12 protein-coding genes are annotated in these 14950 nt (G+C 70.1%); 7 read left to right on the top strand and 5 right to left on the bottom strand.

What is annotated here, in order from left to right; genetic code table 11:
• The 3 genes from ACVFI9_RS19305 to ACVFI9_RS19295 all read right to left on the bottom strand — a co-directional run bounded on the left by ACVFI9_RS19305 (position 1) and on the right by ACVFI9_RS19295 (position 3894).
• Entirely contained in the window at positions 1–969 is a 969-nt protein-coding gene (locus ACVFI9_RS19305) for a hypothetical protein (protein WP_474763793.1), read from the bottom strand.
• A 535-nt stretch (positions 970–1504) separates the two neighbouring features.
• Positions 1505–2803 (bottom strand): HNH endonuclease, encoded by a 1299-nt coding sequence (locus ACVFI9_RS19300; protein WP_474763792.1) that lies wholly within the window; start codon positions 2801–2803, stop codon positions 1505–1507.
• A 182-nt stretch (positions 2804–2985) separates the two neighbouring features.
• On the bottom strand, positions 2986–3894 hold the full coding sequence (locus ACVFI9_RS19295; RefSeq protein WP_474763791.1) for an alpha/beta hydrolase family protein: 909 nt from the start codon (positions 3892–3894) through the stop codon (positions 2986–2988).
• Between the two features lie 116 nt (positions 3895–4010).
• Here ACVFI9_RS19295 and ACVFI9_RS19290 point away from each other — a divergent pair, with 116 nt between their 5' ends.
• On the top strand, positions 4011–4664 hold the full coding sequence (locus tag ACVFI9_RS19290; protein ID WP_474763790.1) for a TetR/AcrR family transcriptional regulator: 654 nt from the start codon (positions 4011–4013) through the stop codon (positions 4662–4664).
• Positions 4665–4670: 6 nt separating this feature from the next.
• On the opposite strand, the gene ACVFI9_RS19285 is transcribed toward ACVFI9_RS19290, so the two are convergent.
• Together ACVFI9_RS19285 and ACVFI9_RS19280 are read right to left on the bottom strand one after the other, a co-directional pair.
• Entirely contained in the window at positions 4671–5474 is an 804-nt protein-coding gene (locus tag ACVFI9_RS19285) for a PDC sensor domain-containing protein (RefSeq protein ID WP_474763789.1), read from the bottom strand.
• Positions 5471–6265, bottom strand: a complete 795-nt coding sequence (locus ACVFI9_RS19280) for a FadR/GntR family transcriptional regulator (RefSeq protein ID WP_474763788.1) — start codon at positions 6263–6265, stop codon at positions 5471–5473. Before ACVFI9_RS19280 ends, ACVFI9_RS19285 begins: the two co-directional genes overlap by 4 nt.
• A 141-nt stretch (positions 6266–6406) precedes the next feature.
• Between ACVFI9_RS19280 and ACVFI9_RS19275 the strand changes: the two genes are divergently transcribed.
• From ACVFI9_RS19275 to ACVFI9_RS19250, 6 genes are all read left to right on the top strand, one after another.
• Entirely contained in the window at positions 6407–7468 is a 1062-nt protein-coding gene (locus ACVFI9_RS19275) for an ABC transporter ATP-binding protein (RefSeq protein WP_474763787.1), read from the top strand.
• A gap of 101 nt (positions 7469–7569) precedes the next feature.
• Positions 7570–8748, top strand: coding sequence for an ABC transporter substrate-binding protein (locus tag ACVFI9_RS19270; protein WP_474763786.1), 1179 nt, complete (start codon positions 7570–7572; stop codon positions 8746–8748).
• 78 nt (positions 8749–8826) lie between these two features.
• Positions 8827–9741 carry an ABC transporter permease gene (locus tag ACVFI9_RS19265; RefSeq protein WP_474763785.1) on the top strand — a complete coding sequence of 305 codons (915 nt, stop codon included), beginning with the start codon at positions 8827–8829 and terminating at the stop codon, positions 9739–9741.
• 9 nt (positions 9742–9750) lie between these two features.
• Positions 9751–10551, top strand: a complete 801-nt coding sequence (locus ACVFI9_RS19260) for an ABC transporter permease (RefSeq protein WP_474763784.1) — start codon at positions 9751–9753, stop codon at positions 10549–10551.
• A gap of 47 nt (positions 10552–10598) precedes the next feature.
• Positions 10599–11504, top strand: a complete 906-nt coding sequence (locus tag ACVFI9_RS19255) for a GNAT family N-acetyltransferase (RefSeq protein WP_474763783.1) — start codon at positions 10599–10601, stop codon at positions 11502–11504.
• A gap of 163 nt (positions 11505–11667) precedes the next feature.
• A complete protein-coding gene (locus ACVFI9_RS19250) occupies positions 11668–14877 on the top strand; it encodes an ExeM/NucH family extracellular endonuclease (protein ID WP_474763782.1) in 3210 nt (1069 codons plus the stop codon).
• The last annotated feature ends 73 nt before the right edge of the window (positions 14878–14950 follow it).

Here is a 14950-nt window from a genome sequence, read left to right as displayed (position 1 = left end):
TCATCGTGGCAAAGGCTCGCGGCGGGACGCAGCCGTGCGACGCCGCGTGACGATCGCGCGGCCGATGAATCCCGCCGCGGCGACCCCGACAGCCACGACGAGCGGCGGCAGGGCGATCTCGGGAATCCACAGCGCCATGCCGAAGACGCCGAGCCCGTAGTCGAGCATCTCCGCGGGGTGGCGGGCCAGGACGCGGCTGCCGACGGCGTTCGAGACCGCAGTCATGAGTGCGGGCGCGATCCACAGGGCGAGGAGTACGAACGCGGCGGCGAAGACCCGGCCGATCGTATTGACGCCTCCCCAGGCGATGGCTGCACCGATGAGCACGGGCGGGATCCACCGAGTGAGGTCGAGGAGCCACGCCACCTCGGTCGTGCCGGCGGTGCCGAACGGCACGACGAGCCCGTTGATCCACGGCCCGAACGCCACCGCGGCGATGCCGAGGCCGATCACGGCCCCGGCCCTCGGGGCCTTGGCGATGAGCAGCATCACCGCGACGCCGACCAGGACCACGAACGAGGTTCCCGCCACGAGGGCCGCGAGGTAGAGGGCCGACTCACCGCGCTCCTGCAGGCCGTCGCGCACCACGATCGAGGTCTGCACGGTGGCGAGGACCTGCACGGCGAGCACGCCGATGAGGATGGCGGTGAAGCCGAATCGCGGGAGGCGCTCACGGGTCGCTCGGGCGACGATGCCGGCGACTGCGGCGCCCGTGACGATGATCGCGGCGATCAGCGTGATCGCATACTGGCTGAAGGGCAGCAGCACGATCGGATACCGCTCGGGCGCGACATCCGCGGCCCAGAGATTCTGCAGCGGGAGCCGCATGCCCGTGACGAGCCAGGGCACCAGGCCGAGCGTTGCGGCGCCGACACCGATGAGGACGGGCGCCCACACGGGGAGGCGGCGCCGCACTGGTGCGGGCGTCGCGGTGGTCTCGGGCGATTCGGTCTTTCCTGTCGCGTCCATCCTGCCAGCGTATGGAAGACCGCCGACCGGCGGTGGGCGACGCCGGCCGCGCTGCTCGCGGAGCGAGCCGGGGTTCTGCCAGAGTGGCCGCATGTTCGCGGGCTTCTTCGGCTGGCATTTCCTGATCGTCGCACGGTCGTCATGCTCGGTCTGCTGGTCTGGGGCGTGTTCTGGATCCTCAGTCGCATGACCGAGCGAGGCACGCGCGGCCGGAGCGGCCGATAGGAGAGACCACGATATGGGTACGTTCTCAGCCGGCTGACGCTCGCCGCATGTGCCATGGTCGCGGCCGGAACCGCCTTCGTCTTCGCCGCGGTGTTCTCGCACTCGAGCCGGGTGTTCGCGCTCGGACGTCTCGCCGGCACCGAGCATCAGGACCTCCTGGTCGAGTTGAGCGCCGCGACCCCTGCTGAGCGCTGGCTGCTCGGCTTCGGGGTCGGTGTGTTGGCGGCCGCTGCACTGCTGCTGTTGTTCGCGTGGGCCCGTCGCCGACGTGAGCGTCATCGAGGGGACGCGGGCGAATGGAGCGCTGGTATCAGGCGGCGTCCTCCTCACGCCGGGTCACCACCGAGTCGCGCGCCGATGGCGCGCCCGACACGAGGCGCTCGATGAAGGGGTTCTCGGGACGGGTGATGTGGTCGTGGCCGGCGGGAGAAGTCCAGCGGATGACGCCGCCCGGCTCCTGCGTCATCTGCCACCGGGTTCGGTGTTTCAGGCGGTGGTGCTTGCGGCAGAGGTGAGCGAGGTTGTCGTGCCGCGTGTCGCCGCCCCTGGCCCAGGCGGTCGTGTGGTCGAGGTCGCAGCCCTGGGCGCGTCGGCCGCAGCCGGGGAACCGGCAGGTGCCGTCGCGGACGCGGAGGTACGCGGCGAGGTCGGCCGGCACCCGGTACCGCGTGCGACCGTACGAGAGGTACGCCCCGGTCTCGGGGTGGGTGAGGATGCGCTGGAACGAGGGCGCGTGCGCCGCCAGGCGGCGGGCGGTGTCGGCGTCGATAGGACCGTACCCGTCGAGTTCGGCGGGTTCGTCGGTGTGGCCGAGCAGGGTGAGCACCGGCACGGTGACCAGCACGCGCGGCACGATCGCCTCGTCACCGTCGACCGGGTGGCCGTGGTCATCGGTGCGGATGCCGGTCAGGAGGAGGTCGGCGGCGGCATCGAGCACCCGCTGAGCCTGGGTGCGGGCGTCATCCGCGGCGCCCGCGGCGGCGAGGGCGTCGAGACGGTGCGTGATCGCGTGCGCGCGTTCGGCCTGCAGGTACAAGCTGAGCCACGCCATTCCGTCGGGTACCGCCTCGAGCACGACGCGGCGTTCGGCGACCGCAGCCCGGTGCCGGGCGTCGAGGGGTTCGGGGTGCAGCCGCTCCCGGAGCGACCGGAGCCGGCGACGCAGCGCCGCGTTCGTCAGTCTGGGCGCCTGCTCGAGCGCCGCCGTCTCGAGCGCATCGGCGATGCCGGCGGGCAGGCCGATGAGGGCGTCGAAGATCGACCGCGCCTGCGGCAGGCCGATAGAGCCGGCCGCGAGCGCATCGACGGTCGCCGGGTGCCGATGCGCGACTCCCGCGTCGCCGACCAGCGCGCCCGCCGTGCCCTCGGGCACGACCAGCGCGGTCGCCAGCTCGGCGACGAATGCCCGGGTCGCGTGCTCCCGATCCTCCGACGACGACCCGTCATGCACGCCTTCGACGGCGTGCGCGTACCCGTGGGCCCGCTGGATCAACCGGAGCTGCTCCGCCTGCGCCGCCCGGATCGCGAGCTCCAACGCGACGATCGCGTCGACATCCGCCTGCAACCCGGCAGCGGCAAGGTCTGCGGCGCCCGGATCGGTGATCGTCATGGGAACATCCCATCACGACCCTCCGACATTCAGCAGTGCCGGAAACGGCTCCTGATCAGGGTGAATTCCTGTGGAGAAGGTGTCGATATCGCGTCCTGTGGAGGACAGGTGGTCGGCGGAGCGGACTGCGGGGTCGGGAGGCCGTGGGGCGGCGCTCATTGCTGCCGGTCGACCGCCGGCCGTCATGCGGATGCCGCAGCCCCGACCTCGATCGCACCGATGCCCGCCGCATCGAGCCCATCGAGCCCGCCCGAGGCGAACGCCGTGACGGCGTCGAGCGCGACATCCGTGGCCAGCACTCGCGAGTGACCGGCACCCTCGGTGAGGACGAGCCGCGAGCGGTCGCCGTGCGCCTCGTGCAGCCGCAGCGACTCCGTGAAGGCCACCTCGCGGTCGCCGCGGTCGTGCACGACGAGGAGGGGCACGCCCGAGGGCAGCGGGTCGGCCACCCCGTCGAAGCGAGCGAAGGGCTCCTCGATGCCAGGCTGGATGATCCGCATGAACCGCCGCGCGAGCACGTCGGCGCTCGCCGACCCGATGCCGAGCCGCCCCGCGAAGGAGTCGACGAGGTACCGGGCGTCGGCCATGCCGGCGATCGCGACCACGCCACCGGACGCGGTCCCCTCGCGCACCGCCGTGACGGCCGCGAGCGCGCCGAAGGAGTGTCCGACGATCACGCGGAACATGCCGTGCTTGCGCTGGAGCACCTCGATGGCCGCCAGGTAGTCGCGGATGTCCGTGTGGCGCCCGGGCGACTCGCCGTTGGCGGGCGCGTCGAATGCGACGACGCGCAGGCCCTCGGCGCGGAGCTCCCGCACGATGGCGCCGAACTGCGACGCACGTCCGCGCCAGCCGTGCACGAGCAGGACGGTCTCGGGTCCGTGCCCCCACGAGTAGGTGACGATGTCGCGCCCGCGCACGGAGATCGTGCCGCGTTCGGCGCGCTCGTGCATCGCGCGGTCGCCGGGTCGCAGCGGCAGCGCCGGCCGGACCTGCCGGAACAGCGGCATGGCGAGACGTCCGGCGAGTGCCGGCGAGACGACGTCGGCCGCGCGGACGGCGACGACGGCGAGAGTGGTGGCGAGTTGCATGGCGGCCTCCAAAGGCGCGGCTGGGTCGGGATTCAGGAACGTGCGAGGCATCCGATTCAATGAATACGAACGGTCGTACGTGCACTATACGACCGTTCGTGCGTAAACTGAAGAGCATGCAGGTCATTGATGGCCGTCGACTTCGAGGGGATGCCTCGCGCCGCCTCGTGCTCGAGAACGCCGTCGACCTCGCCTCGCTCGAAGGGCTCGACGGGCTCTCCATCGGGCGGCTCGCGACGGCCGCGCAGGTGAGCAAGAGCAACGTGGCGACGCTCTTCGGCACGAAGGAGCGCCTGCAGCTCGCCACCGTCGAGTCCGCGGCGCAGCGGTTCCGCGAGACGGTGCTGGAGCCGGCACGCCAGGCGGCGCCACGCGGCATCCATCGCATCGTGGCCCTGCTCGACGCGTGGATCGCCTACTCGCGCGACCGCGTCTTCCCGGGCGGATGCTTCTTCGCCGCCGCCGTAGCAGACTTCGACTCCAAGCCGGGGCCGGTGCGCGACGCCATCGCCCGGGCGTACGACGACTGGGGCGACTACGTGCGCGTCTCGCTCGGCTACGCGATCGCCCAGCAGGAGCTCGCCGCAGACACCGACGCGGAGCAACTCGCGTTCGAGTTCATGGCGCTCCTCGACACCGCCAACACCCGCTCGGTCATGACGGGCTCCAACGAGCCCTACGGGTTCGCGCGCCGCGGGCTCGTGTCACGGCTGATCGCCGCGGGCGTCGACCCCGAGGTCGTGCGGCCGCTCGCCGAACACGTCGACTGAGCGGCGTCACGCCTCCAGCACGAGCGCAAGCGTGGTGTCGCCGCACGGCACGACCGCCTCGCCGGCCGGCAGCGACGCGGCATCCGTCGCCGTGACCGCATCGCGCAGTGGCGCGAGCGCTTCGGCCAGGCCCTCGAGGCGCAGCAGCGCCCCGGTCGCGCGCCGCGCATCGGTCGAGGCGACGATGCGCCCCGACGCGTTCACGAGGGTGCACGGATGCCCCGACTCGCGGATCACCGGCAGCAGCACCTGCTCGAGGCGGGCGACGTAGAGATCGGTCCCCACGAGCCCGACCATCTCGTCGCCGATGCGCACGGGCGTCGTGATGGTGACCGTGTAGTCGTCGGTGCAGAGATAGTCGACGTACGGGCCGGTGAGGTGACGGGTGCCGGTCCGTGCGGGCACGCGCCACCATTCGAGCGTCGTGTAGTCGCGGAACTGCTCGGAGTCTGGGTCCTCGACCGTGGCCAGGCGACGCAGGCCCGACCCCGGTCCGAAGGTGTTCGAGCCGCTCAGCCACCACGCGAGATGCCAGGGCGCGTCGGCGAGGAAGCCCGGTGCGGCCACGAAGCCCGCGCCCGTGATGAGGCTGCCCTCCTGATCGAGCTCGGGGCTGACGAGGGCCGCCACGACGGGATCGAACGACTCGGCGGTCGGCGCGCCGTCGCCTGTGAGTGCGCCGGCGAGCGGGCCGGCGAGTTCGCGTTCGAGCACGTCGCGCCAGCCGTCGATCATGGCGAACACGGGGTCGATGGTGGAGGCGATACGCCGGGCGATGTGCTCGGCGGTGACGTCGACGTCGACGCTCATGGCCTCGCTCCTTCCGAAGTGTCAGGGACCGCCGGCGCGGCCGCGGCCTGCTCGAGCCGCACCTTCTCGTCGATGAGCCATTCGACGGCCGCCCCGATGTGGTCGGTCGTGACACGACGCGCACGTTCGGGTTGCACGTCGCGAACGGCCTCGATGACCTCGAGCCTGGCCGCGCGACTGCGGTCACGTGAATCCTGCTCCCGGAGGCACAGCCAGAGCAAGGGTCCGGCCTCCGCCTGCAGGCGGAGCTCCTCGTGCACGAGGCGAGGCGACTGGCTCACGGCGGCGATCTCGAGCTGGAATCGGCCGACCGCGCGGCGTGCCCCGCCGGGTGTCGCGAGGTCGGCGCGGGCGTCGATCTCGATGAGGCTCGCGAGGTCGTCTTCGCTCGCGCGGTCTGCGGCGACCTCGGCGGCCATGCCCGCGATCGCCGCGTAGTGGAGCGAGAGGTCGCGAAGCTCGATGCGGCTCAGCGACCGCAGGCGCTCGTCGACCATGCGCATCGACGCGTCGCGATCGTGGGTCACGAAGCTGCCGCCGTCGCGGCCGCGCTTGGTGTGCACGAGCCCCTTGTCGCGCAGCGCCACCAGCGCTTCCCTGGCCGTCACGACGGCCACTCCGAGGCTGCGGGCCAGCTCGGATTCGCTCGGCAGCCGCTCGCCGTCGCGCAGCACGCCCGCGACGATGGCGTCCGTCAGGCGCTGCTCGACGAGCACCGCACGACCGGCGCCCTCGAGCGGCGAGAAGACGACCGCGCGCGTGGCGTCGGCGCGGCCGGTGGCCTGCGGCATCCGACCTCCCGGCATCCGTGCTCGAAATCTGTGACAAGACCGTAACACGCAGGACTGGATTTAGACATCTGGATCCATATGATTTTGACATCGCCATTAACCGGCGAGCGCGACCAGCGCGCGTGCATCGAAGGGGACGCCATGACCGATCAGCAGCCGGCCATCCGGCTCACCGGGCTCACCAAGGAGTTCGGCGCCGTCACCGCCGTCGACCATGTCGACCTCGAGATCGCCGCCGGCGAGTTCTTCTCGATGCTCGGTCCGTCGGGCTCGGGCAAGACGACGGTGCTGCGGCTCATCGCGGGCTTCGAGCAGCCGACCTCTGGCACCATCGAGCTGTTCGGGCAGGATGTCACCAAGCGCGCGCCCTTCGACCGCGACGTCAACACCGTCTTCCAGGACTACGCGCTCTTCCCGCACATGAGCGTGCTCGAGAACGTCGCCTACGGCCTGCGCGTGCGCGGCATCGGCCGCAAGGAGCGGAACGAGCGTGCACGTCGCGCGCTCGCCTCGGTGCGACTCGAACAGATGGGCGACCGCAAGCCCTCGCAGCTCTCGGGCGGCCAGCGCCAGCGCGTCGCCCTCGCCCGCGCCACCGTCGTGCAGCCGAAGGTGCTGCTCCTCGACGAGCCGCTCGGCGCGCTCGATCTGAAGCTTCGCGAGCAGATGCAGGTCGAGCTCAAGGAGATCCAGCGCGACCTCGGCATCACCTTCATCTTCGTCACCCACGACCAGGAGGAGGCGCTCACCCTCTCCGATCGCATCGCGGTGTTCGACAACGGGCGCATCCAGCAACTCGGCACGCCCGCCGAGCTCTACGAACGACCCGCCTCGCGATTCGTCGCCGACTTCGTCGGCACCTCGAACCTCCTCGACGACGCGGTGTCGCGGGAGCTCCTCGGGCGTGCGGGCCTGCACTCCGTGCGCCCCGAGAAGATGACGGTCGGGCCGGGCGAGACCGGCGCCGACGTGCACAACGCCCCCGGAACCGTGGTCGAGACGATCTACCTCGGCAGCGGCATCCGCATCGTCGTCGACCTCGATGCCGGCGCGCGCGTGAGCGTGCTCGAGCAGAACGATCGCCACCGCGTGCACGACGACGAGCGCGGCGACCGCGTGGTCGTCAGCTGGCATGACGCCGACGTGATCGCGCTCGCGACGCCCGAATCAGTGACGGATGCCGCGGCTGCGCCATCCGCGTGACCGGGTCTCGAGACAGGGCTTCGCCGCTCCTCGACCCGCCAACCCAGACCTGCACCACACCTGCACCACACCTGCACCACACAGAGAAACAGGAGAGAACCATGAAGCGGATTCCGCGCACCGCGCGCCGCGGCGCCACGGTGGGACTCGCGATCGCCTCGATCGCGGTGCTCACGGCCTGCGGCACCCAGTCCGGCGGCACCGGCGGCGGCGAAGCCGCCGAGGAGCTCGGCGAGATGGAGGGCCAGGTCTCGATCCTGGCGTGGCCCGGCTACGTCGAGGACGGCTCGAACGACCCGGCCGTCGACTGGGTCAGCTCCTTCGAGGAGGAGACGGGCTGCGAGGTCGAGTCGAAGACCTACGGCACCTCCGACGAGGCCGTCAACCTCATGAAGTCGGGCGACTACGACGTCGTGGCCGCCTCGGGTGACGCGACCCTGCGGCTCATCGCCGCCGAGGACGTCGTGCCCGTGAACACCGACCTCATCCCGAACTACGAGGGCATCTACGACTTCCTCAAGGACAAGGAGTGGAACTCCGTCGACGGCGAGTCGTACGGCGTGCCGCACGGCTACGGCGCGAACCTGCTCATGTACAACACCGAGGTCGTCACCGAGGCGCCCACGTCGTGGGACGTCGTCTTCGACCGCGCGAGCGAATTCACCGGCAAGGTCACGGCCTACGACTCGCCGATCTACATCGCGGATGCCGCGGTCTACCTCATGCACCACCAGCCCGAGCTCGGCATCGAGAACCCCTACGCGCTCGACGAGGAGCAGTTCCAGGCCGCGGTCGACCTGCTGAAGGAGCAGCGCCAGCACGTCGGCGAGTACTGGTCGGACTACCTGAAGGAGATCCAGGCCTTCCAGACCGGCGACTCCGTGGTCGGCACCACGTGGCAGGTCATCCAGAACGTGCTCGAGTCCGAGAGCGCGCCCACCGCGGTCGTGCTGCCCGAGGAGGGCGCGACGGGCTGGTCGGACACGTGGATGATCGCCTCCGGGGCCGAGAACCCGAACTGCGCGTACGCGTGGCTCAACCACATCGCGAGCCCCGAGGCGAACGCCGCCGCCACCTCGTACTTCGGGGAGGCGCCGTCGAACGACGCGGCCTGCGAGTTCCGCGAGGACTGCGAGGCCTACCACGCGGGTGACGCCGACTACGCATCGCAGATCTGGTACTGGACGACCCCGATCGCCGAGTGCGTCGACGGCCGCACCGATGTGGAGTGCGTCGACTACGCGGCCTGGACCGAGGCCTGGCAGGAGATCAAGGGCTGATCTCCCCGCCCGCGCGGGTCGGGGAGCCGGCCACCCGCCGACTCCCCGGCCCGCGACATCCGACACGACAGGACACGCATGACGACGAACGCCCCGACGAGGCATCCGCTGCCCGCCCCCCGCGCCGACCTCGGGCGGAAGGGCTCGGCCTTCCTCGCGACCCACCCGAGGACGCGCCTCGCGCTCCTCCTGACGGCGCCGCTGTTCTGGCTCGTCGTCGTCTACATCGTCGCGCTGGTGCTGCTGCTCGTCACGGCGTTCTGGTCGGTCGACAGCTTCACGGGCGAGATCACCACCGAGTGGACGCTCGACAACATCATCACCGTGCTGACGGGTTCGCTGTACCAGACGGTGACACTGCGCACCATCGGCGTCGCGCTCGCCGTGACGGTCATCGACGTGCTGCTCGCCCTGCCGATCGCGTTCTACATGGCGAAGGTCGCGTCGCCCCGGATGCAGCGCATCCTCGTCATCATGGTGCTCACGCCGCTCTGGGCGAGCTACCTCGTGAAGGCCTACGCGTGGCGCTCGGTGCTCTCGCAGGACGGCATCCTCGAATGGCTGGTCTCGCCGTTCGGCGGGCACACGCCCGGGTACGGCCTGCCGGCGACCATCATCACGCTGTCGTACCTCTGGTTGCCGTACGTGATCCTCCCGATCTACGCCGGGCTCGAGCGGGTGCCCGACTCGCTGCTCGAGGCATCCGCCGACCTCGGCGGGCGCACGTGGCCGACCATCCGCCACGTGGTCCTCCCGCTCGTGCTGCCGGCGATCATCGCGGGCACGATCTTCAGCTTCTCGCTCTCGCTCGGCGACTACATCACGGTGAACATCGTCGGCGGTGCCAGCCAGATGCTCGGCAACCTCGTGTACACGAACGTGGGCGCGGCCAACAACCTGCCGCTCGCGTCGGCGATCGCGCTCATCCCGATCGTGATCATCTTCGGGTACCTCTTCCTCGTGCGCCGCACCGGTGCGCTGAACAACCTCTAAGGGTCACGGATGCGCCTCTCACGCCTTTCCCGCACGGTGCTCGGCATCGTCACCGCGGCCATTCTCGTGGCGGTCTACGTGCCGCTCCTCGTGGTGCTCGTGAACTCGTTCTCGACGTCGACGTCGCTCACGTGGCCGCCGCCCGGCTTCACGCTGGACTGGTGGGTGCGCGCGTTCCAGAGCGCGGGTGCGATCGAGGCAGTGACGACGAGCGTGCAGGTCGCGATCATCGCCACGATCATCTCGCTCGTGCTCGGCACCCTCATCTCGCTGGCGCTGCAGCGCTTCGACTTCTTCGGCCGCGACGCCATCAGCCTGCTCGTGATCCTGCCGATCGCGCTCCCCGGCATCATCACCGGTATCGCGCTCAACAACTTCTTCCGCACCATCATGGGCGTGCCGCTCTCGATCTGGACGGTCGTGATCGCGCACGCCACGTTCTGCATCGTCACGGTCTTCAACAACGTGATCGCGCGCCTGCGGCGTCAGGGGACGAACCTCGAGGAGGCCTCCGCCGACCTCGGCGCCGGCATCTGGACGACGTTCCGCCTGGTCACCTTCCCGCAACTGCGGTCGGCCCTGCTCGCGGGCGGCCTGCTCGCCTTCGCGTTGTCGTTCGACGAGATCATCGTGACGACGTTCACGGCCGGTTCGGGCGTGACGACACTGCCGATCTTCATCCTGAACAACATGTTCCGGCCGAACCAGGCACCGATCGTGTCGGTCATCGCCGTCGTGCTCGTGCTCGTGTCGATCATCCCGATCTACATCGCGCAGCGGCTCTCGGGGTCGGAGCAGCAGCACCGCTGAGCGGGTCGCGTTGCTCGCATCCGAACGGATGCCCCTATGATCGCGCCGTGACCGACTCGCCCCAGCTGCCCGCCGATCTGACGACGCGGCCCCTGACCCGCGCCGATTCGCGCGCCGTCTTCGAACTCATCGCCGCACAGGAACTCGAGGACACGGGCCGCGTGGACATCGAGGAGGCGGACCTCGTCTCCGCCTGGAGCCGTCCCAGTCACGAACTGGCCACGCGCTCGATCGCGGTGCTCGACGGCGGACGCATCGTCGCGTACGGCGAACTGACCGGCGCCGACCGAGCCACGGCCGCTGTGCACCCCGCGTGGCGCCGGCGCGGCATCGGCACCTGGCTCGCCGGCTGGATCCGGGAGGTCGCACGGCGAAGCGGGTCGACGGTCGTCGGCATGCCGGTGTTCGTCGGGTCGGCCGGCGATCGCCTGCTCACCGACCTCGGCTACCACGTGCGCTGGAACAGCTGGGTGCTCGAACTGCCCGAGGGGGCGCAGGTGCCGGCGCGCGAACTGCCGCCCGGGTACGCGGTCGGGGAGGCCGGTCGGTCCGACCTGCGAGCCATGCACGACGTGCTCGAGGACGCATTCCTCGAGTGGTCGGTGCGGGCTCGGGAGAGCTTCGAGGACTTCACCGCCTCGGTGCTCGAGCGTCCGGGCTTCGAGCCGTGGAACCTTCGCGTCGTCACGGATGACGCGGGCGAGGTGGTCGGCGCCGCGGTGATCATGCTCGCCGACGGCACGGCGTACGTCGATCGCCTGGCGACCCGCGCAGACCAGCGGAACCGCGGCATCGCGCAGGCGCTGCTGGTCGACGCGTTCGCCCAGGGCCGCGCGCACGGTGCGACGGTCTCGGAGCTCAGCACGGACTCGCGCACCGGGGCGCTCGGGCTCTACGAGAAGGTCGGCATGGTCGTCACGTCGAACTACGTCAACCGCGCGATCGGGCTCTGACTCCTTCGGGTGCTCATCTGAGCACGGATGCCGCGTGCGGCTGCACATGCGAGCCGTTCACCGGGTGTTCCCGTCCGCAGGTCTTCCGACCGCCGGGACCCTGCACGTATCCTGACCTTCGATTCGGGGGTCATCAGGGTTCCCCGCTGTCTGGGGAGTTGCGATGATCCGTACCGTCCACCGCGTCACCGTCGCCGTCGCAGCAGGGTCACTGCTCGCGGTCGGGCTCGCCGCGAGCCCCGCAGCCGCCGAGGAGGTCGCGCCGAGCGACCTCATCATCAGCGAGTACGTCGAGGGATCGTCGAACAACAAGGCGCTCGAGATCTACAACCCGACGGATGCCGCGATCGATCTCAGTCAGTACACGCTGCGCCAGTACTCCAACGGCAACACCTCCGCCAGCCTGAACCAAGTGCTCAATGGAACATTGGCCGCCGGTGACGCCTTCGTCTTCACTCAGGCGGGCACCGCCACCCTTCCCACCGACCCCGCGATCCTCGCAGTCGCCGATCAGGTCATCCTCGGCAGCACCCTTTTCAACGGCGACGATGCCCTCGTCCTTGAACGGGGCGGGAGCGTCGTGGACTCGCTCGGGCAGGTCGGATTCGATCCGGGTACGCAATGGGGCAGCGTGCCCACGTCGACCCTCAACACCACGCTGCGTCGTGACGCCTCGGTGTGCGTCGGTGACACCGTGATCAACGACGCGTTCGACCCGGCCACCGAGTGGGTCGGCTTCGCGAGTGACACGTTCGACGGGCTCGGTACGCACTTCTGCGGCGAGGTCGGGCCGCAGGCGCCCGTGGTCAACGAGTTCTCCGCAAGCACGGCGGGGGACGACGTCGAGTACGTCGAGGTGCTCGTCGAACCGGGCACCGACCTCGCCGGCTATCGCGTGCTCGAGATCGAGGGCGACTTCTCGTCGAGCACGCCCACGACACGGGGCTTCGTCGACGAGATCATCTCGTTCGGCGCTCCCGACGCCGACGGCCGGGCACTCGCCTGGCTTCCCGTCGGCGCGCTCGAGAACGGCACCGTGTCGCTCCTCCTCGTCACCGGCTTCACCGGAGCGCTCAACACGGACCTCGACGCCGACGATGACGGCGTCATCGACGACATCGACGGTCTCACCGTCGTCGACTCTGTGGCGGTGAACGACGGCACCAGCGTGAGCGACCTCGCCTACGGCGGCACCGTGCTCGGCGTCGCCTATGACGGCGCGGCGTTCGCGCCCGGCGGGGCTTCGCGCATCCCCGACGGCACCGACACCGACACGACGGCCGACTGGGTGCGCAACGACTTCAACCTCGCAGGCATCCCCGGCAACACCGGAACGCTCGTCGACGGCGAGGCCGCGAACACGCCGGGCGTGGCGAACTCGCTCACGGTCGTCGTGGTCCCGCTGCCCCTCGCCGACTGCGCGGCGCCCGTCGTGACCATCGGTTCGGTGCAGGGATCGGGCGACCTCTCCCCGGCGCAAGGGGCATCGGTCCAGATCGAGGGCGTCGTCATCGGCGACTTCCAGGTCGGCGGCTTCGAGGGCTACTACGTGCAGGACGCCGGCGACGGCGACGCCGCGACCTCCGACGGCATCTTCGTCTACGCGCCGACCGGACTCGACGTCGCCCCCGGCGACGAGGTGCACATCGCGGGCACGGTCAGCGAGTTCTTCGGCATGACCGAGATCACCGCGACGGCGAACGCCATCTGCGCCTCGGGCGCCGCGCTGCCGGCGCCGACTGCGCTCAGCCTGCCCGCCACTTCCGAGGATCGGGAGCGGCTCGAGGGCATGCGCGTGACCCTGCCGCAGTCGCTCGCCATCCTCGAGTTCTTCGAGTTCGGCCGCTACGGCACGTTCACGCTCGGCACCGACCGCCAGATGCAGCCGACCGCCCTGTACGACGCAGGCTCGGCCGAGGCGATCGCGCTCGCCGAGCAGAACGAGCTGAACCGCATCGGCGTCGACGACGGTCGCAGCGAGGAGAACCCCGACCCGGCGATCCACCCCAACGGGTACGAGTTCACGCTCGAGAACACGTTCCGCGGCGGCGACCTCGTGACGAACGTCACCGGCGTGCTCGACTACCGCTTCGACACCTGGTCGGTGCAGCCCACGCAGGGTGCCGACTACGAGGCCGTGAATCTGCGGACCGAGGCGCCCGAGGTGGGCGGCTCGACCACGGTCGCGAGCTTCAACGTGCTCAACTACTTCACGACGTTGGGTTCGCGCGGTGCGAACGATCCGGTCGAGTTCGTGCGCCAACAGGACAAGATCGTGAGCGCCATCTCCGAACTCGACGCCGACATCGTCGGGCTCATCGAGATCGAGAACAACGGCGACACCGCGGTGAGTGCACTCGTGGATGCCCTGAACGTCGAGATGGGAGCGGATACCTACGACTTCATCTCCACGGGAGTACTGGGCACCGATGTCATCACGACGGCGCTCATCTACAAGCCCGCCGAGGTGACGCCCACGGGCGACCACGCCGTGCTCGAAGAGTCGGTCGACGCGCGCTGGATCGACGACCACAACCGTCCGGCGCTGGCGCAGGCCTTCACCGACAACCAGACCGGCGGCGACGTGGCGGTGGTCGTGAACCACCTGAAGTCGAAGGGGTCGGCGTGCCCCGGTGAGCCCGAGGACCCCAACGGGCAGGGTAACTGCAACGTCGTGCGCACCAAGGCGGCCGAGGCCATGGTCGACTGGCTGGCCACCGGCCCGACGGCGGCCGAGCCGGGTCGCGAGCTGATCATCGGCGACCTCAACTCCTACGACAAGGAGGACCCGATCCAGGTGCTCACGGGCGCCGGTTACACCGACCTGCTCCTGCGCGACCAGGGCGAGGAGGCGTACTCGTACGTGTTCGACGGCCAGCTCGGCTACCTCGACTACGGACTCGCGGGCACCGGCCTCGTCGACGACGTGATCGAGGCCACGACCTGGGCGGTCAACGCCGACGAGCCGAGCCTCATCGACTACGACATGACCTTCAAGAAGGATCCGCAGGACGCGCTGTACGCGTCCGACGCCTACCGGTCGAGCGACCACGACCCGGTGCTCATCGGCCTCGAGCTCGACAACACCGCGCCCGAGCTGGCAGTGACCGCCGACCCCGAGTTCGTGTTCCCGCCCGACGCCCAGTGGCACACGGTGGAGTTCGACATCGAGACGAGCGACAACTCGGGCCGCGAGGTCACCGTCGAGCTCACGGTCGCCAACCAGGGTCACAAGGCCGACTCCCGCGTCGTGTCCGACCACGAGGTGCAGGTGCTCGCCCGGCAGGGCGCCGTCTACACCGTCACCGTCACCGCGACGGATGCCGCGGGCAACGTCACCACCGAAGAGGTGATCATCCGAGTCGGGCCGTAGCCCGGGCTCGCCCGATCACGACGGCGCGTCGCTCCCGACCGGGGCCGGCGCGCCGTCGTCGTGGAGCCCGTTC

This window comes from Agromyces sp. NSFZ, assembly GCF_056156205.1.
Note: the sequence above shows the minus strand (reverse complement) of the source record. Positions and strands in the feature narration are given on the sequence as shown.